This window comes from Sulfitobacter sp. SH22, assembly GCF_965641905.1.
Taxonomy (GTDB): Bacteria; Pseudomonadota; Alphaproteobacteria; order Rhodobacterales; family Rhodobacteraceae; genus Sulfitobacter.
In genome coordinates this window covers 1,610,756-1,635,871 of the sequence record NZ_OZ282573.1, presented here as the reverse complement: position 1 = coordinate 1,635,871, position 25,116 = coordinate 1,610,756, and the positions used below count along the sequence as shown (strand labels likewise).

The window sequence follows — 25,116 nt, the reverse complement described above, 5'->3', positions numbered from 1 at the left end:
GATGGGGTTGGATTTGAGTATTTTTAAAAGGGTGAAGGGGCAGATGCCCGTTCAGGGGGGCTTGGCATGAGACTGGATTGTCCGATTTGTGGAAACCGTGACCGGCGCGAGTTTTATTATCAGGGGGATGCCGTGATGTTGGCGCGCCCTGCGGTGGATGCGGGTGCAGTCGCTTGGGACCGCTACTTGCATTTGCGGGGTAATCCGGCGGGCCAGACGCGGGATTTGTGGCAGCATGAAGCGGGCTGTGGCGCGTGGCTGGTGGTGACGCGCGATACGGTGACCCATGCGGTGTCGGCGGTCGAGCTGGCATCTGACGTGAAGGGGGCCATGGCATGAGGATCAAGGGCAAGGGTCTGATTGATCGGGCCAATACGGTCACGTTCAGCTTTGACGGGCGCAGCTATGACGGGTTTGCGGGGGACACTGTTGCCTCGGCTTTGTTGGCAAATGACGTGACGCTGATGGGGCGGTCGTTCAAATATCACCGTCCGCGGGGCGTTTTGACGGCGGGCAGTGAAGAGCCCAATGCGCTGGTGACTGTTGGCACGGGTGCGGCATCCGAGCCAAATGTGCGCGCCACCATGCAAGAGGTCTATGAAGGGTTGCGGGTGCGCAGCCAGAACGCCTGGCCGTCGCTGGATTTCGATGTGATGGCGGTGAACAATCTGGTCTCGCCGTTTTTGGGGGCGGGGTTTTACTACAAGACCTTCATGTGGCCGCGCAAATTTTGGGAGCGGGTCTATGAGCCGGTGATCCGGCGCGCGGCTGGTTTGGGCGGGCTGAGCGGGGCGCATAACCCCGACAGTTACGAGCGGGCCTTTGCGTTTTGTGATGTCTTGGTGATCGGTGCCGGGCCTGCGGGGCTTATGGCCGCCTTGACGGCGGCACGCGGCGGTGCGGATGTGATCTTGGCCGATGAGGACGCGCTAATGGGCGGGCGGCTGAATGCGGAAACCTATCAGATCGACGGCAAGCCCGGGCATGTCTGGGCGGCGGAAGCTGTGGCCGAGTTGGCGGGCATGGACAATGTCCGGTTGATGTCGCGGACCACGGTGACGGGGGCCTATGATCAGGGCACGTTTGGTGCGTTGGAGCGGGTAGGGCAACATCATGGGGACCGCAGCGCGGGCGCGCCGGTCGAGTGTTTCTGGCGGATCGTGGCCAGGCATTCGATCCTGACGGCGGGTGCGTTGGAGCGGCCGATTGCGTTTCAGAACAACGACCGCCCGGGTATCATGACGGCGGGGGCGGTGCGCGCCTATCTGAACCGCTGGGGGGTCAGCCCCGGCAAGGCGCTGACGATTTTTGCCAATAATGACGATGCGCATCGCACGGCGCGTGATCTGGCGGATGCGGGTGTGCGGATTGCAGCGGTGATCGACAGCCGTACCGACGCGGATATCGAGGGGGATTTCCCCGTCTATCGTGGCGCGCAGGTGTTCAACACCGGCGGTGGCAAGGAGCTGGAGAGCATCTCCATCCGCACCATCAGCGGCGTCGAAAAAATCCAGACCGATTGTCTGGCGATGTCAGGCGGTTGGAACCCGACGGTGCATCTGACCTGTCACATGAACGGGCGGCCCACGTGGCGGCCTGACATCCAGGCCTTTGTGCCGACCGAGGGGGCCATTCCGGGGATGGTCGTCGCGGGGGCGTGTAACGGGACGTTTTCGACCCACGGCTGTTTGGCCGAGGGGGCGCAGGTTGCGGGCAAGGTTCTGGAGGTGCTGGGCAAGAAGGTGCCGGATGTGGCGCTGCCGCAGGCCGAGGATGCGCCTTACCGGATGGCCCCGCTATGGGCCGTCGCGGGCAAGGGGCGCGCCTGGCTGGATTTCCAGAACGACGTGAGCGTGAAGGACGTTGCCCAAGCGGCGGTCGAGAACTTCCGGTCGGTCGAGCATATGAAGCGCTATACCACGCAAGGGATGGCGACGGATCAGGGCAAGAATTCGAATGTCGGTGCCTTGGCGGTGCTGGCCGATGCCACCGGGCGCGGGATACCCGAAACGGGGACGACGACATTCCGGCCACCCTATTCGCCGGTGACCATCGCGGCGATGGGGGCGGGGGCGCAGGGCAAGGGCTTTGCGCCGCAGCGGTTTACCACCTCGCATAATGCCAGCGTCGAAGCGGGTGCGCCGATGATCGAGGCGGGCTTGTGGTACCGCCCCAGCTATTTCCCGAAAGCGGGGGAAAAGACCTGGCGGCAGTCGTGTGATCGCGAGGTTGGATATGTGCGCAAGGCGGTTGGCATTTGCGATGTGTCGACGCTGGGCAAGATCGACATTCAGGGGCCGGATGCGGCGGCCTTGCTGGATTTCGTCTATACCAACATGTTCTCGACGCTGAAGGTCGGGCGTGTGCGCTATGGTCTGATGCTGCGCGAGGACGGCACGGTGATGGATGACGGCACCTGCGCGCGTTTGGGGGATCAGCATTTCGTGATGACCACCACGACCGCAGCGGCGGGCGCGGTGATGAAACATCTGGAGTTCGTCGCGCAATGTTTGCACCCCGAATGGCGTGTTGCGATGACATCGGTGACCGAACAATGGGCGCAGTTCGCCGTTGCAGGGCCAAAGTCGCGCGAGTTGCTAAACGGGGTGCTGGATGCGCCCATCGACAATGACAGTTGGCCGTTCATGGCGTGCGGCGACATGTCGGTGCTGGGCGTCAAGGGGCGGCTGTTCCGGATATCGTTCTCGGGCGAGCATGCCTATGAGATTGCGGTGCCTGCACGTTACGGCGAGAGCCTGTTTCGCGAGCTGGTTGCCCGTGCCCAGGGGCTGGGGGGCGGTGCCTATGGGATGGAGGCGCTGAATGTGCTGCGCGTTGAGAAGGGGTTCATCACCCATGCAGAGATCCACGGGCGCACCACTGCATTCGATGTGGGCATGGCGGGGATGATCAGCGCCAAGAAGGATTGCATCGGCAAGGTGATGGCCGCGCGGCCCGGCTTGGTTGCGGGCGACCGCGAGCGTTTGGTCGGGATGAAACCGGTGGGCGCGGTCAAGATGCTGAGTGCGGGGGCGCATATCTTTGAAAAAGACGCGCAAGCGGTGCGCGAGAATGATCAGGGCTATGTGACCTCGGTCTGTTTTTCACCCGAGGTTGGCACCTATGTCGGTTTGGGCTTCGTCAAGAACGGGCCCGAGCGATACGGCGAGGTAATGCGCGTGGTCGATCATCTGCGCGATTTGGAGGTCGAGGTGGAAATCTGCCCGCCTGTGTTCTTTGACCCAGAGGGAGGTCGTGCCCGTGGCTGAATTGAAAGCAAGAACAGCCTGTGAAGACGCCCTGCCGGTGACAGTGGGTGCCGCACAGCTGGAGGAACTTGACCTGGGGCCTGTGACATCCGTCATGGTTTGGGGGCAGGAGGCCGAAGTGTCAGCCGCGATGGAGGCGGCGCATGGGATGGCGTTCCCGAAACCCAACCGCAGCAGCAGTAAGGACGCAGGGCGCTGCGTTTGGTTCGGGCGCAATCAGGCGATCCTGATCGGGGTTGCACCCGATGCCGCCCTTGGCAATCACGCCGCTGTGGTCGATCAGAGCGATGCATGGTGTGCCGTGTCGCTCAGCGGGGCAGCGTCAGAGGATATTCTGGCGCGTCTGGTGCCTGTGGACCTGCGCCGCGGGCAGTTCAAGCGGGGACATACGGCGCGCACGCAGGTCGGGCATATGATGGCCTCGGTCACGCGCACAGGGTCGGACAGTTTTATGATCCTTGTTTTCCGGTCGATGGCGATTACCTTGATCCACGAGCTAGAACAGGCGATGCAGGCTGTTGCGTCGCGCAGCACTTGAGGCGTTTGCCGTTTCGGCAGACAGATTTGGAGAAGACGAGATGAAGATTGTTACCCTGGTGATTACCGCGGGCCTATTGGCCACGGCGGCCCCCGTTCTGGCCCAGACAGCCAAAGAGACCGACTGCACCTATCAAGCGGATGTTGTCGAAGCGGTGCGCCAAGCGCGCATCGAACGGGTCAAGGAACGCAAGGTGGCAGCCCATGTTGAAGCGACCGCGCCAAGCTGGCCTGAAAAATACAACGCGGTTGTGCCGCTTGTCGCCCCTTGGGTCTACGAGATGAAAATGTCCGATGTGAAGGCCAATGATCTGGGTGCGGCCTGGAAAGAAATGTGTATGGGCCAATAAGGCCTGACAGGGCGGCTGGCGTTCGAGGGGGCCAGCCCCCATCGCCCTGACGGGCGATCCCCCCGGAGTTTATTTAGCAAAATGAAGCAGTGGTTTCGCGCATAGGGTTCTGGACTCTGTGCGGGCGCGGCTAATATATAGTGTTATGAGCCTGCCCCCTGGATTTTTAGATGAATTGCGAAGCCGTTCCAGCCTGTCTCAGGTGGTGGGGCGCAAAGTCTTGTGGGATGCGCGCAAGTCCAATCAGGGCAAGGGCGATATGTGGGCACCGTGCCCGTTCCATCAGGAGAAATCCGCCAGTTTTCACGTCGATGACCGCAAGGGATTCTATTATTGCTTTGGCTGTCATGCCAAGGGCGATGCGATTTCCTTTGTGCGCGAGACCGAGAATGTGAGTTTCATGGAGGCGGTCGAGATTCTGGCCCGCGAGGCCGGGATGCCGGTGCCAAAGCAGGACCCGCGCGCGCAGGAGAAATCCGACAAGCGCACGCAACTGGCCGAAGTGATGGAGCAGGCGGTGCAGTTTTTCCGGTTGCAGTTGCAGACCGGGGCTGCCAGTGCGGCGCGGGATTATCTGGCGCGGCGCGGGTTGAACGCGCAGGCGTTGGAACGCTGGGAGATCGGGTTTGCTGCGGATCAGTGGCAGGGTTTGTGGGATCATCTGAAGGCAAAGGGCGTCGAGGACGAGCTGATCTTTGGCGCGGGTCTGGCCAAGCCGTCGACCAAGGGCGGGCGGCCTTATGATACGTTTCGCGGGCGGATTATCTTTCCGATCCGGGATGCGCGGGGGCGGGCGATTGCCTTTGGCGGGCGGGCGATGGACCCAAATGACAACGCCAAATACCTCAATTCGCCCGAGACGGAGTTATTCGACAAGGGTCGCAGCCTTTATAACGTGAAAGAGGCGCGCACGGCGGCAGGTCAGGGGCAGCCGTTGTTGGTGGCCGAAGGCTATATGGACGTGATCGCGCTGGTGCAGGCGGGGTTTGGCGCGGCCGTTGCCCCCTTGGGGACAGCCATCACCGAGAGCCAGTTGCAGATGTTGTGGCGGATTTCGCCCGAACCGATCATCACGATGGACGGGGACACAGCGGGCCAGCGCGCGGCCTTGCGACTGATTGATCTGGCCTTGCCGCTGCTTGAGGCGGGGCAAAGTTTGCGGTTTGCGATGATGCCCGAGGGGCAGGACCCTGATGATCTGTTGCGCGCCCAGGGTGCGCCTGCTTTGCAAAAGCTGCTGGACGGGGCCCTGCCGATGGTCCGGCTGTTGTGGCAGCGCGAGACAGAGGGGCGCGTGTTCGACAGCCCCGAACGCAAGGCGGCGCTGGACAAGTCGCTGCGTGAAAAGATCATGCTGATCAAGGACCCGTCGATCCGCAGTCACTATGGTCAGGAGATCAAAGACCTGCGCTATCAGCTGTTCCGGCCGCAACAGGCGAAAAAGGCGTTTACGCCGGGGGCGCGCAGGGACGGGCAGGGGCGTTGGAATGCCGCACCGCAAGGGCCGTCGCCCAGTGCCAAGTCGTCGATGTTGGTGACGGCTGCCGGTGTCGGCGCGACAGAGCATTTTCGCGAGGCGGTGATCTTGTGTGCCTTGCTGGGGTGCCCCGCATTGATCGAGGAATTCGAGACCGGACTGGCGGCGATGCACTGCGCGCACAGTGATCACGCGCGTATCAGGGATTTGATGTTGCGCTACATGCACGAAGACCCCGCCGCGTTGCGCGAAAAGATATACAGCGCACTGGGGGAGCACACCCTTGAAAACATGACCTCGCAGCGCCACGTTGCTGTGACGCCCTGCATCAGAACGCCCGGCAATGTTGAAATGACCCGTATGACCGTCGCCGAGGAGCTGGGCAAACTGGAAGCCGTACGCGGGCTGGATGCCGAGATCGCCGATGCGATGGAAGACCTGAGCGGCGTGGCCGACGAAGGGCTGACCTGGCGGCTGAGCGAAGCGGCGCGAAATGCCGACCGTGCGCAGCGCAGCGGGCAGGAAGATACTGCCGAATATGACATCGCCGAAAACGGTGCGCATATCAGCCGTGACGAGCGCAGCGCATTCGATGCGTTGATCGGGGCGATCCGTGGCAAGGGCGTGGACGACGAGAAATGACCCCTGCGTGGCTTTTTCGCCGGGATGTTTAATAAAAAGCAGGGTAACGGGTTTAAGAATCACCCAGAACCCCGCATGATTCGGAAAATTGCGAATCGCCGTGGGTGATTCGCTTACGTTCGCTGGAGGAAGTATTAATGGCCGCCAAAGATACCAATGAAGACGCAAAGTCTGACGATCAGGATGCCGGCCACTCGCTGGACATGAGCCAGGCTGCCGTCAAGAAAATGATCGGTGATGCCCGTGAAAAGGGATATATCACCTATGACCAGCTGAACACGGTTTTGCCGCCAGAGCAGGTCAGCTCCGAACAAATCGAAGACGTGATGTCGATGCTGTCGGAGATGGGCATAAACATTATCGAAGACGAAGACGCCGAGGAAGAAGACGCCAAGGGCGGCACCGATGTTGCCACCACAGACAGCAACCGTGATATCACGCTGTCGGCTTCCACCTCGGAAAAGCTGGACCGCACTGACGATCCGGTGCGCATGTACCTGCGTGAAATGGGGTCGGTCGAGCTGCTGAGCCGCGAGGGCGAAATCGCCATCGCCAAGCGCATCGAGGCCGGTCGCAACACCATGATCGCCGGCTTGTGTGAAAGCCCGCTGACATTCCAGGCGATCACCATCTGGCGTGACGAACTTTTGTCCGAAGACATTCTGCTGCGTGACGTGATCGACCTCGAGGCGACCTTTGGCACCCAGATGGGTGAGGAAGAAACCACGCCCGTCGTGCCCGTCGTGCCCGGATCAGAGGCCAAACTATCCGAAGAAAAAAGCGAAGTCGACGCGGACGGCAACCCGATTTCCAGTGATGCCGACGATGATGATGACGAGGACGAACAGGCCAACATGTCGCTGGCCGCAATGGAAGCCGCGCTCAAGCCTCAGGTGCTTGAGGCGTTGGATATCATTGCGAACGACTATGTACGGCTGAGTGAAATTCAGGACAGCCGGATTTCAGCGACCCTGAACGAAGACGGGACATTCTCGAAAAAAGACGAGGAAGAGTACCAGAAGGTGCGGTCCGAGATCGTCTTGCTGGTGAATGAACTGCACCTGCACAACAACCGTATCGAAGCCCTGATCGACCAGCTTTACGGCATCAACCGCCGCATCATGCAGATCGACAGCGCCATGGTGAAGCTCGCTGACCAAGCGCGGATCAACCGCAAGGAATTCGTCGATAACTATCGCGGCTACGAGCTTGATCCGAACTGGATGGAGCGGATGGCCGAGAAATCCGGTCGCGGCTGGCAGATGTTTATCGAACGCTCCTCTGACAAGGTTGACGAATTGCGTTCCGATATGGCGCAGGTCGGTCAATATGTTGGTCTGGATATCTCTGAATTCCGCCGCATTGTGCAGCAGGTTCAGAAGGGCGAAAAAGAAGCCCGTCAGGCCAAGAAAGAAATGGTCGAAGCAAACCTGCGTCTGGTTATCTCGATCGCGAAAAAATACACCAACCGCGGTCTGCAATTCCTTGATCTTATTCAGGAAGGTAACATCGGTCTGATGAAGGCCGTTGATAAGTTCGAATACCGTCGCGGCTATAAATTCAGCACCTATGCGACGTGGTGGATCCGTCAGGCGATCACGCGGTCGATTGCGGATCAGGCGCGCACCATCCGTATTCCGGTGCACATGATCGAAACGATCAACAAACTGGTCCGTACCGGTCGCCAGATGCTGCATGAAATCGGTCGCGAACCAACCCCCGAGGAATTGGCAGAAAAGCTGCAAATGCCTTTGGAAAAAGTCCGCAAGGTGATGAAGATCGCCAAGGAACCTATTTCGCTGGAAACGCCCATCGGCGACGAAGAAGACAGCCAGCTTGGCGATTTCATCGAGGACAAGAATGCGGTGCTGCCCCTGGACAGCGCCATTCAGGAAAACCTCAAGGAAACCACCACGCGGGTTCTGGCGTCGCTTACCCCGCGCGAGGAACGTGTTTTGCGGATGCGTTTCGGCATCGGCATGAACACCGACCACACGCTGGAAGAAGTCGGCCAGCAGTTCAGCGTTACCCGCGAACGTATCCGCCAGATCGAAGCCAAGGCGCTGCGCAAGCTCAAGCATCCAAGCCGGTCACGCAAGCTGCGGTCTTTCCTGGACCAGTAAGAAAATCACGAAATGTGGAAAAGGGGGCGGGGTGAATACTCCGCCCTTTGCAGTAAATGATTCAAAGGGCGTGATGCGATCATACCACAAAGGGACGCAGACGACGTGAAGCTGCCGAAGAATTTTTCGTGAGCTTAATTGGGATCTGTTTCTCGGAGCTTGTCTATGTCTGGTAGGCGGGACCTAGCCGCCGTTCGTTAAATCTAGCCCAAAGACTGCTTTCGGATTGAACCGTTCAACAAACGGCGGTCCTTGAACGGTTTGGACCGGCATATCGAAAGCAATGTTAGAGACCAATATAACACTGCTTAATTTGACGCGGTATAGTTTCGACACTAAGGGTCAATCCGACGACTGAGGAACCCCTGCTTGCAAAAAATAGATCTACAACTGAGCTGCGAACAGGTATCCCTACGGTCCCAGCCCGATTTCTATGGCATCGAAACCAGCTCTGCATCTTATCTGAAGCAGAGGTTCAAACCCCACGCTCATAACGAATATATCTTCGGAGTGATCGAAGGCGGCACTCATGCTGTCTGGTGTCGTGGCGAGATGAACCAAGTGCCATTGGGTACGGTGGTCACGATGCGTCCGGGCGATATCCATCATGGTGGCGCAGGAAGTGAGATCGGCTGGCGGCAGCGAATGCTTTATATTCCCGAGGCGGGGATTGTCACGCTTTTGGAAGACATGACAGGGCATACCCTCGCAGGAACGCTTGATTTTGGCGCGGCCTTTCACGCGCGCCCTGACCTGACACGGAGATTTTCCATCCTGCACGAGGTTCTGCATGCATCGGTTCAGCGGCTGTCGCGCGAAGTGGCGCTTGATACACTTCTTGGAGCGCTCTTCCGCGAACTGATGCCTCAGTTTTCCGCCCCCGAACGGCAAGGAAGAGGGCGGATTGCAGATGCGATGGATTATCTTGACAGCTGCGTTGAACAGGATGTCTCGCTGGAAGATCTATGCCGGGTTACCGGCCTGCGCCGCAGGCAGACCATCGCGGCTTTCCGTCAAGCAACTGGCCTGCCTCCTCATGCCTGGCATTTGCAAAGAAAAATTTTACTCGTGAAGCGCCTCCTTCGCGCGGGCATGCCCTTGGCGGAGGCCGCAGCGCAGGCGGGCTTCGCAGACCAAAGCCACATGGGTCGCCATTTCCGGGCGATTGTCGGCATCACCCCAGCCGCTTTCGCGAAAAGCTGACACCGCACTTTCATTCTATATCACGATGCGCCGCATGGCCTAACTCGCCGTAAGTTCATGCGGAATACGGGGGCCACGATGGCGGTATCAGAAAGTATCATGGCACGGCGCACGACGCTTTGGGCGGATTTGGCAGTGCTGGGTGTTGCTGTGGTATGGGGCGCAAGCTACCCGGTCGCCAAGGGAGCGCTGGAGTATATGCCGGTGCTCGTACTGCTCTTCTATCGCTTCACTCTGACCGCGTTGCTCATGAGTGCGGTGGCTTTCCGCGACCTGCGCGCGGCATGCCCTGCAGATCTTCGGGCAGGAGCGCTGCTTGGAGGCATTCTCAGCGCAATTTTCCTCGCTGAGACATGGGGTGTGTCGATGACCACAGCCACGAACACGGCGCTGATCATCTCACTCTGCACGATCCTTACGCCCTTTCTCGAATTCGGGCTTCAGCGCAGGCTACCTCCTGCCGGAATTATGTGTGGCGGCGTCGTCGCGGTGATTGGCGTCATGGTGCTGTCAGGTGGAATGGGCGCGCTCGGGTTCGGAGATCTTCTGGTTCTTTGCGCCGCAGGCTTGCGGGCGGTGATGGTGGTATCAACCAAACGCCTGATGGAAGGTAGCCGCCTTTCTTCCGCCGCACTGACTGCCGTGCAGGCCGCCACCGTTGCGGGGGTGATCTTGACGCTTCTTCTGGCACAGTCTGGGCCGCAGGGGCTTTTGGTCAGCGCAGATATAAATGGCTGGGCTTCGGTGGCTTTTTTATCCCTGTTTTGCACCGTTGGCGCTTTCTATGTGCAAAACATGGCGGTGCGGCGCACCAGCCCCACGCGTGTCGGTTTTCTGATGGGAACCGAGCCGTTGTTCGGTTTCGCACTTGCATGGGCGCTTCTGTCCGAACCTGCCACTCCGGCAGCGCTTTGCGGTGCAGGGCTGATCGTTGCGGGCACATTTCTCGGCATTGCAAGTGGAAGGCAGCGTTAAGTTATGAAGGATGATTTGCTGGTAAGGACCTAAACAACTTAATCCGCACAAAAGACCTTTGGACGCGAGCTAAAACGCTCGTTTTTGGCACACCTAAAAACCGCCGCGTTTGACGCTGCCACAAGCCCAGTTCAAAACCCATGCAACTGTTGGACGGTTCTGCGTCACTGATGATAGCAGCCATTTGTTCACAATGCAGCATTGGTCAAAGAGGGCTCAGACCTGCCGTTCGCTGCACCGAGCATGAAGGTCCGCTAAGGGTCGGTTACAGACCTCTGACAGCCTGCTGCCACAGCATAGAGTAGCCAGCGCCAACTACCTGTAGCTCTTATTTCCAACGGTGGTGGACGTCATGATTTATCCTTGGTGCCCTCGAAATCGTCTCAGAAAATGCACGAGTGAACAACTTAACGTTGACTAAATAGCATTGCTGTACCACTATAAAGCGGCATGACTCGCCGCAGATCTAAGGTCGAGTTTTCTAAAAAAACTGCGGCCGTTTCGTTGGAGGAGTATATGAGCGTAGACGATCAAGTTTCAGCCTTGGAACGCGTTTTGACCAATTATGTCGAAAGATACGGATTTACCGAAGAGGCCAGGGATTATTTTATGCAGCGCTATTTGAATGGTGTTAAGGATGAAGAGCCCCAACCTGTCCAACCCAAACGCCCAAATTGAATTAGGAGAACGCAAATCCCCTTACTGGAATATCTTGCAGTATGGACGCCACATCGGCTTGGAAAAGCAACATGGCAAACCCATGATGTGGCTGGGAAGAATTCGGACAAAGAAGGGCAGCTACAAGCAGTTCCGGGTCGGAGCTTGTGTTCAGCAAGCAGTTAAAGGCCTCAGCTATGCCGATGCATTGAAGTTGGTAGAGGCCAGGTTCACTGAACCTGAAATCGCCGCCTTAGCTTCGAAGGCATATAGTGTCGGAACGAACCAGATATTGCGATATTCACCCTCAAAACAGGGTCTCACCGTTGGGGATGCCATGATTGACTATGTGGAGTGGAAGCGAATTGCGGCCACCCAGAAAAATTTCTTGGTTCTTTTATCCCTGATAAACCATCATATTATTCCACGCCTTGGCGACATCCAACTCGCAGATTTTACCGGAAATGTAGCGACGTCTTTTTGTCGAGATATTCTCGAAACTCCGGCAGCGCGGGGAAATCAAGAAGCGAAGGCCCGAGTATCAATTAGCGACCTTGACGCAGATACCCTGCGAAAGCGGAAGTCCACCGTGAACACACTTATTGGTATCTTACGGCTTGCACTCAAAATGGCTTGGGAGAACGGTCGAACTGACAATGAACGAGCTTGGCAATGTATTCGAAGACTTCCGAACTATGAGACTCCAAGGCAAATATTTCTCTCGCGTATCGAATGCCGTGAGCTCATTCAGCATTGCCGAGAAGACCTGAGTTTTCTTGTTCGAGCAGCACTTTATTCAGGATGTCGGATAACTGAATTGACCGAACTCCGTCGTAAGGACATTGGAAAAGATGTATTTGGCCTTTTTATTGCAACAGCAAAGAGCCGTAAGTCGCGGCATGTCATTCTACCAGAAGAAGGCATGCAGTTCTTCTTGAACATGTGTCTCCGAAAAGAGCCGGAAGATTTCATCTTTAGAACGGAGCGCAATCAAAAATGGAATGGCCTTCACAAGCATCTGTTTAAGGAGGCCGTGCGATCTTCTGGTTTACCTGAACAATTCGTATTTCACGGACTACGGCACACTTATGCAAGCCAACTTGTTCAAGCAGGAGCACCGTTAGCTGTCGTAGCTCGCCAGCTCGGGCACTCGAACACAGACACTGTCAGCAGAACTTATGGCCACTTATCTTCTTCAAGTATCGAGCGAGAACTTGAGTTGCGGTTTGCATCTCTCTGTGAAAGCCCGTTTATGCCCGATCCAAAGCTGGCGTTATTGAGAAACTCATTGCAAGGGGAGGAGAAAATCTTGCCATCTGGATCTTGGCCAAAGAGTAATTTTTCATTGTTAGGAGGAGAATTACTGCAAGACCTAAAACATGGGCTAAGCTGACCTTAGGGAAATGGGATAAGGTCAACTGCTGTGCTCAAGCAAAAATTTACAGAAAACGTTCCAACGACAGCGTTAAAATCAATACAAGAATGCCGTTTCGCCGAGATCGGTGGCGTGGAAAATCTGGGTTTTCGAGACGCTCCGTATTGGCATTCTCTTTTTGTATCACGCCATTTTGGCATTCATCGCCCAGACGGAAAAACTTGCAACTGGACCGCGCGAATTTTAACCAAGGAAAAAAAGTACAAGCAAAAGTGCCTTGGGCCAGCGTTAGATAATGGAAAAGGTGAAGTCTCCTTCACCGAAGCAATCGAAAGGGCGTTTCTTTGGTTTCAGGAGGCTGAATTAAAAGAAGTAGCAAATGAGCCAGTGCTGACAGGGCGGACTTCAGAGATTTGCATCTGCCCGATTGGCAAAATATATACGGTCGGTCACGCGCTCAGGGATTATGTTGAATGGACAAAGCTATCCCGGTCAAAGGGAGGACACTACAATAATCTTGTACTAATAAATTATCATATTGTCCCGAAGTTTGCCCATATCCCACTCGAAGAATTCAATGCTACCAATCTGGTTTCTTTGGCTAAACAGGTTTTAGAAACACCTCCTAAGTATGGATTCATGCCATACAAGCCGCGAGTTTCTTTAGATGATCTTTCATCCGACGACATTCGGAGGCGAAAGAAGACCTTTAATTCGCTTCTGAGCATAATGAAGATGGCGTTTCAGCATGCTTGGGACAGTGGAAAGATCGAATCTGAAAGACCGTGGCGTTGCATCAAAAGAATTTCAGTTAACCACACCCCTCGTACGCTATTTTTGACGAGAAGAGAATGTAAGGACCTTCTGGAGGCCTGTGACCTCCCATTGCAGCAGTTAGTTTTAGGCGCGCTTTATACAGGCTGCCGCGTTGGGGAGTTAGGTGCACTTCGAGTTGAAGATGTCGGTCGACAAGGTTTTGGGTTAAGAGTCGATGCTTTCAAAAGGGCACCAGCTCGTTTTGTGTTTTTGCCAGACGAAGGCATGGCGTTCTTTCTAAAGCTTTGCCAAGGAAAGTCAGATAGAGACTATGTTTTCCTTTCTCACAGGAAATTACCTTGGAGGAGGCAGCATACTCCATTGTTTCGACGTGCTGTCACGAAAGCTGGACTGCCGGAGGAATTCGTTTTCCATGGGCTAAGACACACTTATGCGAGTGATCTCGTCCGCCAGGGTGTCCCACTTGAGGTGATAGCTAAACAGTTGGGCCATGCCAATTCGATAGCTGTAAGTAACACTTATGGCCATCTGGCAGAGCATTACAGAGAAGAGCAAATCCGAACGCGGTTTTCGGCCTTGTCGAGTGAATATGCCAAGGACGCAGTCAGCGAAGCCAACACCCTAAATTCACTTTGGAGTTCATTTCAGGGTCAAGATTGGCGGCAATACGCGTCTGTACCTTCCAGAAATCCACAGCCTCTCCGGTCATTGGGCAGGGCCCATCCGGACGTCGCGAAGGTATTTTTGATTTGATGGTGGCCATATACGTTCAAAGTCGTTTTGGATTAGATTGAGGACAGCCTGAAGATTTGAATTTATTGGCATCAGGGAAACAGAGCAACAGACATCTGTGTGCCCGTCCGTGTCCTCGGCTAAAATGGGCGGATTGCGGCCCTTGACTGTCGTCTGCCCGGATGGCTGTTTTGCGGGACTTAGTGTGCTTTCGCTGCGGATGCGCCAATGACTGCTATCGCTTTTCGGCAAGTCCACGGTCGCGGAAAATCCTTGTGTCGGCCGCAGTCATGCCACAGCAGCGTTTTCATATAACAAGTGTATGACCCCACTGCGTCGCTTTTCATTGTTCTTGTGGTTTTTGCTAAGCCATCTACCCCCGGTCTCACCGGGACGATTGCTGATGCCGGTCATTTTTCTCGGCAGTTGGACAGCGTTACAAGCAGTGCACGTGCAAGATTCCATTGCGTTTGTTTGGGCAGGTGTGCTCGCCCAAGCAGCTCAAATCTGGAGCACACTTCCGGTAACCGTCCGGCGACATCGTTTTACATTTGGTCGTGCTAGCTATGCGACAAGCCGGGCTATGGCAATTCTTCTCTGTTTTTTATCATTGCAAATCTGGTGGTCCGAACCGTGGCTGAGTCAGCGGTTGGTTAGTATCTACTGTGCGCTTTATGCGACATTGATGGCGCTAGGTGTTTGGGGTGACAGTGATATCATCAATCGCTTCGCGCCAGTCTCGAAGGATTCCGATGCCCCTCTCGATTTCCGGCGCCATCTGTTGAAGCTCTATGCAATGGTAGCTATCCTTGTCATCGCGACCAACGAAACACTCATCGCTCTGGATACGGCTTTGGGCACGAGAGTCGTAACGCTCTCGATACTGCCTATCGCATTGCACTACTTTTTCGCCATTACATTGCTGCTGACCCATCCGCCACTGGATGACAGCGATGCCTAAGATAGCAAAGCCGCCCTTCTACGCGCCGCAAGCAACCGTAAGTTCGGGCTCAAACCTGCCGTTCGCCGCGCTTGCACCATTTAATGCAAAGGGCTGGGGTGAATACTCCGCCCCTTTTTTCATGCGCAGGCATTCTGAACAGGTTGAAAAACTTGCCCGACCTGATCTGTGTCAGTCACTCAGCTGTGATTGTGAGATAAGCGATAGGGACCTATCTAAGAGTTTCAGCAACCAAAAGGAGTATTTGGCATGCGTTCTATTCTAGTTGCAGCGGTTTGTGCGACATTGCCCTTTGCGGCCAGCGCCCAGGGGTATCAGGCGATAAACGGTTTGCAGGTCGTCCCGCTCGGTGGTTCAAGCTTCGAGGTGATCGAAGGCTTTGGCGAAGGCCCGCGCGGCATCTGGTGTGCTGCGGCCAGCTTTGCCTATGACAGGGCAGGTGCTGCCAGCACATCGCGTATCTATATCAAAACCCCCCGTGGCCCGTCGGTCAGTGGTGTCGGACGCATCGGCGTTGTTTTCACCTTGGACCCCAGTGATCTTCCCTCGCCACCGCGAAAATCCTATTCAGTCAGTGTCGATCAACAAAGCATCGGGCTGAGCGTCTCCCATTCCAGTCAGTTTTGCAAAGACTACATCATCGAATTGAATGATCTGTAGTCCAGCTCAAGGAGCATATGATGAAACGTATTTTTGTAGCGGCACTTCTGGCCGCAGCGGTATCGGGGCCAGCCTTTGCGCAGGCCTATTCTGCCGGCAGCGGGTTGCGCTTTACGCCGATTGAAAACGGTGTGCGCATCGAAGGGGAAACGGGCCATGGCGCGCGCGGAACATGGTGCGGGGCTGCTGAATACATGCAGGCTGAACTGGGTGCCCGCGGCGATCAGGATATCTATGTGAGCGAGCCGCGCCAGCGCGGTTTTGGCAAGTCGAACGCGGTGTCCTTTACCCTTGATCCGACAGGGCTGACCCCGTCTGATGTTTTCATTGTTGGTCCTTCCCTGACCCGCAAGGGGGCACGGCTGTCTGTGAACCACGCCTTGACTTTTTGTGCCGCCCTGCGTCTGCCCAGCCGTTAAGGGGCGGTTGTCTGTCCCGGGTTCCGGGCCTAATCTGGCTGTATGATTACAGAATTCGAGATTTCGACCAAGGGCCAGGGGCTTTATGAATTTACCCGTGATGTTGCCCGTTGGCTGAACGGGCAGCCGGGTGGAGTGCTGACACTGATGGTGCGCCATACTTCTGCATCCTTGTTGATCCAGGAAAACGCCGACCCCGATGTGCAACGTGACCTGTTGGCGTTCTTCAGTCGCGCTGTCCCTCGGGGGGATCATCCGTCGATGTCCTATCTGGCCCATAGGTCAGAGGGGCCGGACGATATGCCAGCCCATATCAAGGCCGCAATGCTGCCGATCAGCCTTTCCATTCCGGTCCAGAACGGGCGAATGATGCTGGGCACTTGGCAGGGCGTCTATCTGTTCGAACACCGCGACGCGCCCCATGTCAGGCGCATCGCGGCACATTTCGCGGCCTCCTAGCCGACAGGCATCAGGTGGATTTCACGGATGGCGGCATGGGCAGGGGCCTCTAGCGCATGCATCACCGCTGCGGCGACATCGTCAGGCTGCAACTTGTCCGGTTTGGCTTCGTCGAAAAACGCTGTGTTCACCATACCGGGGGACACAACCATGCAGCGGCCGCCCCATTCGGCCATCTCATCTGCCAGATTACCCGCAAAACCGTGGATAAAGAATTTCGTCGCCCCATAGATCGACCCTTTGATATGGCGACGCCCTGCTGCCGATCCGGTGACAACATATTGGCCGGTCGTCTTGCGCAGGTGCGGCATCGCGGCATGGGCGGTGTATAGCGCGCCCATCACGTTCAGATCGACCATCGCCTTCCAATCCTCGGGGTCGCCCTTTTCGGTGCCGCCCTGCGCGGTGCCACGGCCCGCGTTGGCAAATACGGCATCCACCTGCCCGAACTTACCCGCCAGAACATCCAGCGCCTCCTTTTGCGCCTCATAGGATGTTGCATCGCCTGGCAGGGCGATCGCCTGCGCGCCGATGTCGTCGACCAAGGCGCCCAACTTGTCCGCGCTGCGGGCAAACAGCCCGACATTCCAGCCCGCCGCCGCAGCCGCCTTGGCTGTTGCCGCCCCGATGCCACTGGATGCGCCGGTGATAAATAATGTCTTGGCCATGATATTCTCCTGAATTTCTGTTCCTGTTCGGGCTTAACGCACGAGGCGGCTGTTGGGTTCATGTCACGGTTCATAACACAACATCTAGCAGCGCATTTCGCCCCTACCCAAAACCTCGCGGGTATCCTATAGTTTTAGCCAAGAGAGCGAATTGCTCCACTATTGAGGCAGATCAGATAATAAAGGGGACCGGCCATGCGCTGCCCGTTTTGCGGAAATATCGATACCCAAGTCAAAGACAGCCGCCCGGCAGAGGATCACGTATCCATCCGCCGCCGCCGTTTTTGCCCGGCCTGCGGTGGCCGTTTTACGACATATGAACGTGTGCAACTGCGCGATCTCGTGGTCATCAAGACCTCTGGCAAACGCGAAGACTTTGACCGCGACAAGCTTGAACGCTCGATCCGTATTTCAATGCAGAAACGCCCGATTGATCCCGAACGGATCGATCAGATGATTTCGGGCATCGTGCGGCGTCTGGAAAGCATGGGCGAAACCGACATCGGTTCCAAACAGATCGGCGAAATCGTGATGGAGGCTTTGGCCCGCATCGACACCGTCGCCTATGTGCGCTTCGCAAGCGTCTACAAGAACTTTCAGGCGGCGGATGATTTCGACAAATTCGTCCAGGAATTGCGCCCAGACGTTCCGCCGGAAGAGTGACGCTCAAAGCCGACACCCGCTTTATGGCGCTTGCCCTGTCTTTGGGCAAACGGGGGGAGGGGGCCGTCTGGCCCAACCCCGCCGTGGGCTGTGTCATTGTCCAGGGCGACCGTATCGTGGGGCGCGGCTGGACCCAGCCGGGGGGCCGCCCCCACGCCGAAACCGAAGCGCTGCGTCAGGCCGGCACAGCGGCCCGTGGTGCGACGGCTTATGTCACGCTTGAACCCTGTGCGCATACCGGCAAAACGCCGCCCTGCGCACAGGCCCTGATTGATGCGCAGGTGGCACGGGTGGTGATCGCCTGCACCGATACCGATCCGCGCGTCAGCGGTCAGGGCATCGCGATGTTGCAAGCCGCCGGTATCACGGTCGAGGTTGGCCAGTCCGAAGGCGAGGCCCGCGCCGATCACATCGGCTTTTTCTCCAAGGTCGACCTTGGCCGCCCGATGGTCACACTGAAACTGGCCAGCAGCTTTGACGGGCGGATTGCAACGGCCACGGGCGAAAGCCAGTGGATCACGGCCGGCCCGGCCCGCCGCTTGGTCCATGCCATGCGCGCGCGCCACGACGCCGTGATGGTGGGCGGCGGCACCGCCCGCAAGGACGACCCCAGCCTGAACATCCGCGACCTCGGCATTGCCCGCCAACCGGCGCGCATCGTGATCAGCAAACATCTGGACCTGCCCCTGGGCGGTAAACTCGCGCAGACGGCAGCACAGATCCCGCTCCTGCTCTGCCACGCCCGCACCGCAGACCCGCAGCTTATCAAGGCTTGGCAAGGCATCGGCGCAACCTTGATCCCCTGCACCACCCGCGCGGGGCAAATCGACCCACATGACCTGCTGCAAAACCTAGGCACCCACGGCCTGACCCGCATCTTCTGCGAGGGGGGCGGCGGCCTTGCCGCGACACTTCTCAGCGCAGGGCTGGTCGACCGGCTCGTGGGCTTTACCGCTGGCGTCACCCTCGGCTCCGACGGGCTCGCGTCCATCGGCCCGCTTGGCATCAGACAGCTCGCAAACGCCCCCCGTTTCACGCTGGCCTCAACCCAAGCAATCGGCCCGGACGTCCTGCACATCTGGAACCGAACCTAACCTTCCCATTCCAAATGGCCAAAAATCCCGGGGGTCCGGGGGCTGGCCCCCGGTCCGTCGCCTGCCATTAGCGCCACACATGCGCTTTACTGGCAAACACGCCTTGCAGCTTGGCCAACAGCCGATTTCCCAAGCCCGGGTGCGGTAAATCACTGTCGCGCAACCGCTCCAAGACCACCTCGACAGGGCAGGCGATGCCGCTGCGCGGGTCAAAATAACGCGGATAATCGATCAATGCGGCGTGCACCAAGCCTTCGATGCTGACATCGCTGCGCCGGCGCGGGGGCACGTCGCCGCGATCCTCCGTCAGACCCCAGCCCGCATAAAACGGCGCACCCAGCGTGACGACCTTGACCCCTCGTAGCAATGCCTCGAACCCCAAAAGCGAAGTCATGGTCCAGACTTCATCGACATGGGCCAGCACGGCGATGGGGTCGGTATGGCTCAAGACAACATCGGCCAGTCCCGTTGCATCCACCGCACCGCTGCGCAGGCCCGCCTCGACGTCGGGGTGGGGCTTATACAGGATCACAGCCTCCGGATTTGCCGCCCGCGCGGCGGCAAGCAGGCCAAGGCTGGTTGATACGCCGTCAGTGCCGGTCTTGATCGACGCGTCATCCTCTACCTGACCGGGCACCAGAATGCGCAGCCCTTCGGGCAATCCGTCCAGTTCCGCCGTGCCACCAAGGTTGTATTTGCTTAACCCGCTGGCGCGCAGCGCCGCGATCAGCCGTTCCGCGCGTCGCTGCTGATCAGGTCGCAGACTGTGCCGGGCCTCGATCCATTTTTCCAGACGGCTGGGCTGGCGCGGGTCATAATAAATTCCCAGATCATCACAGACCAGCGACAGGGGCGGTATCAGATCAGCCCCCAGCCCGCGGGACCGCAAGAATCCGTCTTCGACCCGTATGGCATCTGCGTGACCGATATTGGCCTTGCCCGCCCAGACCATCCAGGGCCTGCCCGCGTTGCGCGCAGCGGCGGGATCGTCCTGGAACACCACAGGGGACCACGCGCCGAAAAACCGTTGCAGGGGGCGGCGTTTCCACATGCGCATGGCAGAGGCAGTCCAGCCCTTGTGATCCTCGCGCCAGGCGCGGGTCTGGGCGGCCAGCGCCTCGATCGCGGTTTCCAGATCGCATAATTGGTCGCGGTGCGGGTCGTACCATTTGGGATAAAGGATCATCGCGGCGGCAAAAAGCTGCGCGCGGGTCAGGGTGCGTTGGCGGCGCTGGACGGGGAATTCATCATCGGTCAGCCCCCAGCCTGCATAGAACGGCTGCCCGAAGACACGGGGTTTATGGCCGGCAAAAATCGCCTCGAAGCCCATTTGCGACGACACGGTGTAAACGCGCACGGCCCCCTCGAACAGCGTCCAGGGGCTGACAGGGGCGGTCAGCAGGGTGATCCGGTCGTTGGTGTCCTCTGGGCCGAAATGGCCGGCGCGATAGCCTTTGGCCGTCTCGGGGTGGGTCTTGATCAGGATGCGGGCACCGGGGTTTTCCTGTTGGGCAAAGACCAGCATTTCCAGAAACCGCGACCGGTCCGCGCCAGAGGCCGTGACCGATGCATCGCCGCGGGTCTGGTCGATCACCAGCACATAGCCGGGGGCAGGGGCGGGCTGGCCGGTTTCGAACCCTGTGTATTTGGTCAGATCGGCCTCGATCATGCGGGCGATGCAGCCGCGTGCGCGGTTCAACAGCGCGGTGTCGTCCAGTGGGTGCGTGGCCAGCAAGGTTTCCAGATCAGAGGGGCGGGAGGGGTCGAAATGCGCGGCTTTGTGGTCAATCAGTAGCCCCAGCGGCGGCTCGCCCGCGCGGCCGGGGAAAAGCGACCGCAGCAATGCGTCCTCAATCCGCACCACGGGCACGTCGCGTTTGGCGGCAATGGTCAAACCGCGATGGGCGGTGGGTGAATTGCCCCAGACAGCGATGGCATCGCCTGCGCGACGGGGCAGGCCAAGATGGAGGGAATGCCCCGACAGCTGCAAGATGCGGCGCAGGCGCTTTTGCGTCAGAAAACCGCCGTTATACACGAAAAGCCGCCGGTCCTTTTCAGGGCCGGCGGCGGGGGTGTCGTATATCTCGGGCCCTAGAGCCATTTTTGCGGTCAGTTGCCCGAGGCAAGAGAGCTCAGTCCGTTGAGCGAGCTTGCCGAGCCTGTGATCGACGAGATGACCTTGCTCCATTGGGTGAACGGCGCTTCGGTGACGTACAATGTGTCGCCGTCGCGGATCACGAAATCACGGGCCATGAACATGCCGTTGGGTTTGGTCAGGTCCAGCACATAGACCAGACGCTGAGCACCTTGCAGATCGTTGCGGCCCAGAACCAGTTCCGCGACTTCTTGTGCTTCGTTGCGGAAGACGAAAACCCCTGTGGGGTCGGCTGAACCCGCATTCAGACCACCAACCTGGGCAAGGCCTTCGAGGGCGGACAGGTTTTGCGATTCAAACGGTACTTTTTGCTGGGACCCTGTGGCACCCATTGCGGTGAAGGACCGTGTGTCTTCTTCGACCAGAATACGGTCGCCGCCGCGCAGGGCGATGTCCAGTTCGGGGTGGTCATAGAGGTCTTCGAACCAGATCTACCCACGCTCGGTGCCGCGCAAGACAGTGATCTGCGCGATTTCCGGCGTGATCGACACACCGCCGGCACGGGCCAGCATCGTCGACAAGGTGCGCGTGGGGCGCTCGATCGCATAGACGCCTTGGGACCCGACAGACCCGATCAGCGATACGGTGGCACCGTCGCCTGCAACGCGGCGCACCTGCACCTGCGGATCGGGTGTTTGTTCGGACAGCCGTTCGGTGATGATGCGGCGGATTGCTTCGGGTGAATTGCCCGCGGCCCTGATGCGTCCGGCATAGGGCACAAAGATAAAGCCCGCGCCGTCAACCTGGACTTCTTCCAGTTGGGTGGCGTTGGTTGCCTCGTTGGCCAGCAGGCCGTCATCGACGTTTTCCCAGATCGTCAGACCCAAGGTATCGCCCGCGCTGATCGTGTCAGAGCCAAGCTGACCTGCGTTGATAAAGGATTGGCTGAACCCCAAGGCGGGGGTCACGGCGGTTGCACGGGACACGCGGTCATTGACCTCGACGATGAAAGCATCCCCTTCGCGCTGCACCGAGCCCGAGTAAATCTGGCGTTTGTTCGGCCCCACCTGTGGCAAGCCACATGATGAAATGACGGCCACAGCCGCAAGAACTGCGATGGGACGCGCCCACCGGAAAGGTACGGATTTCACTGCCCGGTCTCCTCGACCTATTCAAACTCTGCCTCGAATTCGCCGATTGTTTCGACGTAATTCCCGCCACGCTATCGTAGTTCTGATCGAAAAGCTACTGTTTGGAAGGGATCGGCCTAGGTTACAGCGCGCAACTGTTGCCGTGGTGCCGCGGTGCCCTGTTCGAGCGCGTCATAGGGATCTTCGGCGGCCAGCATCATATCAACCACCTGACGCATCAATTGTGTGCGCCCGCGCGCGGCATAGAACCCGCCGGGCAGTTGCGATGTTTCCAGCAAATACCGGCGATAGTCCTTGTAAGCCTTGTTGTCGGGGCGGGCGGCAGCGGCAAAGAATTCGGTCAGCGGCTGGTCGGACACGAATTCGGGTTTGGCATAGACCGCGCGGCCGAACACCTTGAGCGGAATGCCGCGCCACAGCACTTGTTGGCCTGCGGTGGAATTCACTGTGACCGCCGTGCGCGCATCGTTCAAGAGCTGCGCCAGCTTGCCGCCGCGCACGTAATGCACCCGGTCGGATACGCCCAGTTCCTTGGCGATGCGTCTGATGTCGCGGCGCACGGGAACACGGCCATCTTCCAACGGGTGTGCCTTGACCACCAGATGGTGATGGCGCGGCGCACCTTTGGCAAAGCCTTCAAGCACCACACGCAGGAAATCCGACATGGTCTCAAACGGGGAATGTTCCTGAAACGAGCTGTCATGTTCCAGCTGCAACAGCGCCAGATGATAGGGAAAGCCCCCCAAACGGATGCGCAAGGTGGCGAACAACCGGTCCAGTGCCAGCGCGGGCATCAGCAGCAGACGTTTGACGTAAAGGCCGAATTCCTTGGTGACCGGGATGCTGCGGTGGGGGCGGAAATTGCGGTAATGACCGTTCAGGAACATGACGAACCAATGATACAGCGCCCCATAGAACACATGCTGGCGCATGTCGCCCCAATGGCCGGGCGGCAAAGGGGCCTCCATATCGGAATTGGCCAGCGCCAGTTGCATCTGTTCGATGCTCATGTTCATCAGGCGCGAATTTCCGTTCGACCCGCCCCGCTCGTAGGTGACCCAATAGGGCCGCATATAGCCTTCCTCGAAGACATGCACCGTCAGGCCGCGTGCCTTGGCCTCGGTGACGGCCTGCGCGTGGATGGGGCGCGTGTCGCCATACAACACAATATCAGTGACACCCTTTTCAGCAAGCAGTGCAACGAATGTGTCTTTCCAGGTGTCGGCGTGACCGCGAAAGGGGATGTAGCTGGACGGATGAAACCAGAATGCGCGATCACCTGCGTTAAAGCCCACGCGCCACACATCAGCCCCGGCGCGGCGCAGCATCTTGCCCAATTTGTTAAAGAAGGGGCCATGCGGTCCTTGCAGAAACAAAAAGACCCGTTGGGGAGCGGAGGCGGAATTCATGTCTGGCATTCAGTTCATTTTGGTCAACGCGGAAGCAATCATGCGATCCGGGCTAAAGTGTGGCGTGGGTGCGGACTTGTCATGGTCGGGGCGGCGGTCTAATTCGTTGGGGGATACATGAAAGGGCTGCGGATGTTTACAGGAATTATCACAGACATTGGAAAGATCGCAACGCTTGCACAAGAAGGTGACCTGCGGGCGCGGATCGAGACCGGATATGACACCAGCCGGATCGACATGGGCGCGTCCATAGCCAGTGACGGGGTGTGCCTGACGGTGGTTGATCTGGGCCCAAACTGGTACGAAGTGCAGATCAGCGCCGAAACGGTCGAGAAAACCAACCTTGGCGATTGGAAACCGGGCAAACGCCTGAACCTCGAGCGCGCGCTCAAGGTCGGGGACGAGCTGGGCGGGCATATCGTGTCGGGCCATGTGGACGGCGTGGCCGAGGTGATCGCCATGCGCGACGAGGGCGACAGCACCCGCGTGACCCTGCGCGCGCCGCGTGATCTGGCGCGGTTCATCGCGCCCAAAGGATCGGTTGCGTTGAATGGCACATCCCTGACCGTGAACGAGGTCAACGGCTGCGATTTCGGCATCAACTTTATCCCCCATACCAAGGAAGTGACCACATGGGGCGATGTGGCCGTGGGCGACCGCATCAACCTCGAGATTGACACGCTGGCGCGGTATGTCGCGCGTCTGGCGGAAATGTCATGACGGCGGGTATCGGACATAACCAAGGCCCCAGCATGGAGCCCGGTCACACATGGCGGACGTTCCAGTGGCAAAAGGCGCGCGAGGCCGCGATGCCAAACACGATCCCGCTGATGGTGGTCAAGATGCGCGTCAAACGGGCGCGCGAGCTGGGGTTGGATTACAAGGCCTATGCCGCGATCCGGCAGGCCACGGGCCGCGATATTCTGGCGCTGCTGTTTTCAAACAATGCCCTGCGGGTGGTGCGCGCAGATGCGCCGCAAATGCCCGTGCGTCAGGCCGAGGTGCTGAATGCCGTGCAAGGCGCGCAAAAACTGGCGCTGGTGCACCGGCCGTTGGACCCTGCTGTGATCGGCGCGGCAAACCCCGTTCTGGACTTTGCCGGCGCGGCCCCGACATTCACCGACAGCTGGTCCGACATGCGCGACCATCTGGCCGGTGCCGTGCAGGGCCGCAAGCTGGTGGGCGATCAGGTCTTGATCATCGGCGATACCGCGATGGAGCGGGATTGGTCGGCTGCAAGTCGGGCTGCGGGCTATCTTGAAGCGGGGCGGTATTTCGGGGCAGGGGCCTAACGCAGGCGTGTGCGCGCAAATGACGTTGCGGGATTGAGTTTATTTGGCAAAATGAAACAGGGGCGTGGGTGTGCGTGCTCTGGCAAACTGGGTGATGGTGGGATATGTGCCAGATCACCTGATACAAG

22 protein-coding genes and 1 pseudogene are annotated in these 25,116 nt (G+C 58.3%); 19 read left to right on the top strand and 4 right to left on the bottom strand.

Going from position 1 to position 25,116, the window contains the following annotated elements; genetic code table 11:
- The first annotated feature begins 66 nt into the window (after nt 1-66).
- From ACSQ13_RS09965 to ACSQ13_RS09895, 15 genes are all read left to right on the top strand, one after another.
- Nucleotides 67-339, top strand: a complete 273-nt coding sequence (locus ACSQ13_RS09965; RefSeq protein ID WP_176249597.1) for a sarcosine oxidase subunit delta — start codon at nt 67-69, stop codon at nt 337-339.
- On the top strand, nt 336-3,269 hold the full coding sequence (locus tag ACSQ13_RS09960) for a sarcosine oxidase subunit alpha family protein (RefSeq protein WP_295511716.1): 2,934 nt from the start codon (nt 336-338) through the stop codon (nt 3,267-3,269). The genes ACSQ13_RS09965 and ACSQ13_RS09960 overlap by 4 nt, the downstream gene beginning before the upstream one ends.
- Nucleotides 3,262-3,807 carry a sarcosine oxidase subunit gamma gene (locus ACSQ13_RS09955; protein WP_295511718.1) on the top strand — a complete coding sequence of 182 codons (546 nt, stop codon included), beginning with the start codon at nt 3,262-3,264 and terminating at the stop codon, nt 3,805-3,807. The genes ACSQ13_RS09960 and ACSQ13_RS09955 overlap by 8 nt, the downstream gene beginning before the upstream one ends.
- Nucleotides 3,808-3,847: 40 nt before the next feature.
- The gene (locus tag ACSQ13_RS09950; protein ID WP_176249594.1) at nt 3,848-4,156 is read left to right on the top strand and encodes a hypothetical protein; all 309 of its coding nucleotides are present in this window, start codon (nt 3,848-3,850) and stop codon (nt 4,154-4,156) included.
- A gap of 145 nt (nt 4,157-4,301) precedes the next feature.
- Nucleotides 4,302-6,275, top strand: a complete 1,974-nt coding sequence (gene dnaG / locus ACSQ13_RS09945) for a DNA primase (protein ID WP_176249593.1) — start codon at nt 4,302-4,304, stop codon at nt 6,273-6,275.
- A 137-nt stretch (nt 6,276-6,412) separates the two neighbouring features.
- A complete protein-coding gene (rpoD, locus tag ACSQ13_RS09940) occupies nt 6,413-8,398 on the top strand; it encodes an RNA polymerase sigma factor RpoD (protein ID WP_176249592.1) in 1,986 nt (661 codons plus the stop codon).
- Nucleotides 8,399-8,767: 369 nt separating this feature from the next.
- Nucleotides 8,768-9,601 carry an AraC family ligand binding domain-containing protein gene (locus ACSQ13_RS09935; RefSeq protein ID WP_435988114.1) on the top strand — a complete coding sequence of 278 codons (834 nt, stop codon included), beginning with the start codon at nt 8,768-8,770 and terminating at the stop codon, nt 9,599-9,601.
- A gap of 57 nt (nt 9,602-9,658) precedes the next feature.
- Nucleotides 9,659-10,576, top strand: coding sequence for a DMT family transporter (locus tag ACSQ13_RS09930; RefSeq protein ID WP_435988113.1), 918 nt, complete (start codon nt 9,659-9,661; stop codon nt 10,574-10,576).
- A 516-nt stretch (nt 10,577-11,092) separates the two neighbouring features.
- Nucleotides 11,093-11,254 carry a hypothetical protein gene (locus ACSQ13_RS09925; RefSeq protein ID WP_295509460.1) on the top strand — a complete coding sequence of 54 codons (162 nt, stop codon included), beginning with the start codon at nt 11,093-11,095 and terminating at the stop codon, nt 11,252-11,254.
- Nucleotides 11,214-12,626 (top strand): tyrosine-type recombinase/integrase, encoded by a 1,413-nt coding sequence (locus tag ACSQ13_RS09920; RefSeq protein WP_295509457.1) that lies wholly within the window; start codon nt 11,214-11,216, stop codon nt 12,624-12,626. The genes ACSQ13_RS09925 and ACSQ13_RS09920 overlap by 41 nt, the downstream gene beginning before the upstream one ends.
- Nucleotides 12,627-12,656: 30 nt before the next feature.
- Complete coding sequence (locus ACSQ13_RS09915) at nt 12,657-14,138, top strand: tyrosine-type recombinase/integrase (protein ID WP_295509455.1); 1,482 nt, start codon at nt 12,657-12,659, stop codon at nt 14,136-14,138.
- Nucleotides 14,139-14,520: 382 nt separating this feature from the next.
- Nucleotides 14,521-15,078, top strand: coding sequence for a hypothetical protein (locus ACSQ13_RS09910; protein ID WP_146173138.1), 558 nt, complete (start codon nt 14,521-14,523; stop codon nt 15,076-15,078).
- A 249-nt stretch (nt 15,079-15,327) separates the two neighbouring features.
- Nucleotides 15,328-15,738 carry a hypothetical protein gene (locus ACSQ13_RS09905; RefSeq protein ID WP_176249590.1) on the top strand — a complete coding sequence of 137 codons (411 nt, stop codon included), beginning with the start codon at nt 15,328-15,330 and terminating at the stop codon, nt 15,736-15,738.
- Between the two features lie 20 nt (nt 15,739-15,758).
- The gene (locus ACSQ13_RS09900; RefSeq protein WP_176249589.1) at nt 15,759-16,157 is read left to right on the top strand and encodes a hypothetical protein; all 399 of its coding nucleotides are present in this window, start codon (nt 15,759-15,761) and stop codon (nt 16,155-16,157) included.
- Nucleotides 16,158-16,199: 42 nt separating this feature from the next.
- A complete protein-coding gene (locus ACSQ13_RS09895; RefSeq protein ID WP_176249588.1) occupies nt 16,200-16,616 on the top strand; it encodes a secondary thiamine-phosphate synthase enzyme YjbQ in 417 nt (138 codons plus the stop codon).
- On the opposite strand, the gene ACSQ13_RS09890 is transcribed toward ACSQ13_RS09895, so the two are convergent.
- The gene (locus ACSQ13_RS09890; RefSeq protein ID WP_295509448.1) at nt 16,613-17,284 is read right to left on the bottom strand and encodes an SDR family oxidoreductase; all 672 of its coding nucleotides are present in this window, start codon (nt 17,282-17,284) and stop codon (nt 16,613-16,615) included. The two genes, ACSQ13_RS09895 and ACSQ13_RS09890, sit on opposite strands and share 4 nt — an antisense overlap.
- Before the next feature lie 195 nt (nt 17,285-17,479).
- On the opposite strand from ACSQ13_RS09890, the gene nrdR reads away from it, so the two are divergent.
- Nucleotides 17,480-17,947: a transcriptional regulator NrdR gene (gene nrdR, locus ACSQ13_RS09885; protein ID WP_176249586.1), complete on the top strand. Its 468-nt coding sequence runs from the start codon at nt 17,480-17,482 to the stop codon at nt 17,945-17,947.
- Nucleotides 17,944-19,041 carry a bifunctional diaminohydroxyphosphoribosylaminopyrimidine deaminase/5-amino-6-(5-phosphoribosylamino)uracil reductase RibD gene (ribD, locus tag ACSQ13_RS09880; RefSeq protein WP_255200151.1) on the top strand — a complete coding sequence of 366 codons (1,098 nt, stop codon included), beginning with the start codon at nt 17,944-17,946 and terminating at the stop codon, nt 19,039-19,041. The genes nrdR and ribD overlap by 4 nt, the downstream gene beginning before the upstream one ends.
- Before the next feature lie 67 nt (nt 19,042-19,108).
- On the opposite strand, the gene ACSQ13_RS09875 is transcribed toward ribD, so the two are convergent.
- The 3 genes and pseudogenes from ACSQ13_RS09875 to ACSQ13_RS09865 form a co-directional block, all read right to left on the bottom strand.
- Nucleotides 19,109-21,142, bottom strand: a complete 2,034-nt coding sequence (locus tag ACSQ13_RS09875; RefSeq protein ID WP_295509445.1) for a capsular polysaccharide biosynthesis protein — start codon at nt 21,140-21,142, stop codon at nt 19,109-19,111.
- Between the two features lie 8 nt (nt 21,143-21,150).
- A pseudogene (locus ACSQ13_RS09870) lies at nt 21,151-22,287 on the bottom strand (polysaccharide biosynthesis/export family protein).
- A gap of 116 nt (nt 22,288-22,403) precedes the next feature.
- Nucleotides 22,404-23,696, bottom strand: a complete 1,293-nt coding sequence (locus ACSQ13_RS09865) for a capsule biosynthesis protein (RefSeq protein WP_295509443.1) — start codon at nt 23,694-23,696, stop codon at nt 22,404-22,406.
- A 132-nt stretch (nt 23,697-23,828) separates the two neighbouring features.
- Here ACSQ13_RS09865 and ACSQ13_RS09860 point away from each other — a divergent pair, with 132 nt between their 5' ends.
- The gene (locus ACSQ13_RS09860) at nt 23,829-24,416 is read left to right on the top strand and encodes a riboflavin synthase (RefSeq protein WP_176249582.1); all 588 of its coding nucleotides are present in this window, start codon (nt 23,829-23,831) and stop codon (nt 24,414-24,416) included.
- A complete protein-coding gene (locus ACSQ13_RS09855; protein ID WP_176249581.1) occupies nt 24,413-24,988 on the top strand; it encodes a hypothetical protein in 576 nt (191 codons plus the stop codon). Before ACSQ13_RS09860 ends, ACSQ13_RS09855 begins: the two co-directional genes overlap by 4 nt.
- Nucleotides 24,989-25,116: the final 128 nt, after the last annotated feature.

What these genes read in the sequence shown, in the direction of transcription:
- ACSQ13_RS09965 (WP_176249597.1), top strand. Translation starts at nt 67, where the DNA reads ATGAGACTGGATTGTCCGATTTGTGGAAACCGTGACCGGCGCGAGTTT.
- ACSQ13_RS09960 (WP_295511716.1), top strand. Translation starts at nt 336, where the DNA reads ATGAGGATCAAGGGCAAGGGTCTGATTGATCGGGCCAATACGGTCACG.
- ACSQ13_RS09950 (WP_176249594.1), top strand. Translation starts at nt 3,848, where the DNA reads ATGAAGATTGTTACCCTGGTGATTACCGCGGGCCTATTGGCCACGGCG.
- dnaG (WP_176249593.1), top strand. Translation starts at nt 4,302, where the DNA reads ATGAGCCTGCCCCCTGGATTTTTAGATGAATTGCGAAGCCGTTCCAGC.
- rpoD (WP_176249592.1), top strand. Translation starts at nt 6,413, where the DNA reads ATGGCCGCCAAAGATACCAATGAAGACGCAAAGTCTGACGATCAGGAT.
- ACSQ13_RS09930 (WP_435988113.1), top strand. Translation starts at nt 9,659, where the DNA reads ATGCGGAATACGGGGGCCACGATGGCGGTATCAGAAAGTATCATGGCA.
- ACSQ13_RS09925 (WP_295509460.1), top strand. Translation starts at nt 11,093, where the DNA reads ATGAGCGTAGACGATCAAGTTTCAGCCTTGGAACGCGTTTTGACCAAT.
- ACSQ13_RS09920 (WP_295509457.1), top strand. Translation starts at nt 11,214, where the DNA reads ATGAAGAGCCCCAACCTGTCCAACCCAAACGCCCAAATTGAATTAGGA.
- ACSQ13_RS09910 (WP_146173138.1), top strand. Translation starts at nt 14,521, where the DNA reads ATGCCGGTCATTTTTCTCGGCAGTTGGACAGCGTTACAAGCAGTGCAC.
- ACSQ13_RS09905 (WP_176249590.1), top strand. Translation starts at nt 15,328, where the DNA reads ATGCGTTCTATTCTAGTTGCAGCGGTTTGTGCGACATTGCCCTTTGCG.
- ACSQ13_RS09900 (WP_176249589.1), top strand. Translation starts at nt 15,759, where the DNA reads ATGAAACGTATTTTTGTAGCGGCACTTCTGGCCGCAGCGGTATCGGGG.
- ACSQ13_RS09895 (WP_176249588.1), top strand. Translation starts at nt 16,200, where the DNA reads ATGATTACAGAATTCGAGATTTCGACCAAGGGCCAGGGGCTTTATGAA.
- ACSQ13_RS09890 (WP_295509448.1), bottom strand. Translation starts at nt 17,284, where the DNA reads ATGGCCAAGACATTATTTATCACCGGCGCATCCAGTGGCATCGGGGCG.
- nrdR (WP_176249586.1), top strand. Translation starts at nt 17,480, where the DNA reads ATGCGCTGCCCGTTTTGCGGAAATATCGATACCCAAGTCAAAGACAGC.
- ACSQ13_RS09875 (WP_295509445.1), bottom strand. Translation starts at nt 21,142, where the DNA reads ATGGCTCTAGGGCCCGAGATATACGACACCCCCGCCGCCGGCCCTGAA.
- ACSQ13_RS09865 (WP_295509443.1), bottom strand. Translation starts at nt 23,696, where the DNA reads ATGAATTCCGCCTCCGCTCCCCAACGGGTCTTTTTGTTTCTGCAAGGA.
- ACSQ13_RS09860 (WP_176249582.1), top strand. Translation starts at nt 23,829, where the DNA reads ATGTTTACAGGAATTATCACAGACATTGGAAAGATCGCAACGCTTGCA.
- ACSQ13_RS09855 (WP_176249581.1), top strand. Translation starts at nt 24,413, where the DNA reads ATGACGGCGGGTATCGGACATAACCAAGGCCCCAGCATGGAGCCCGGT.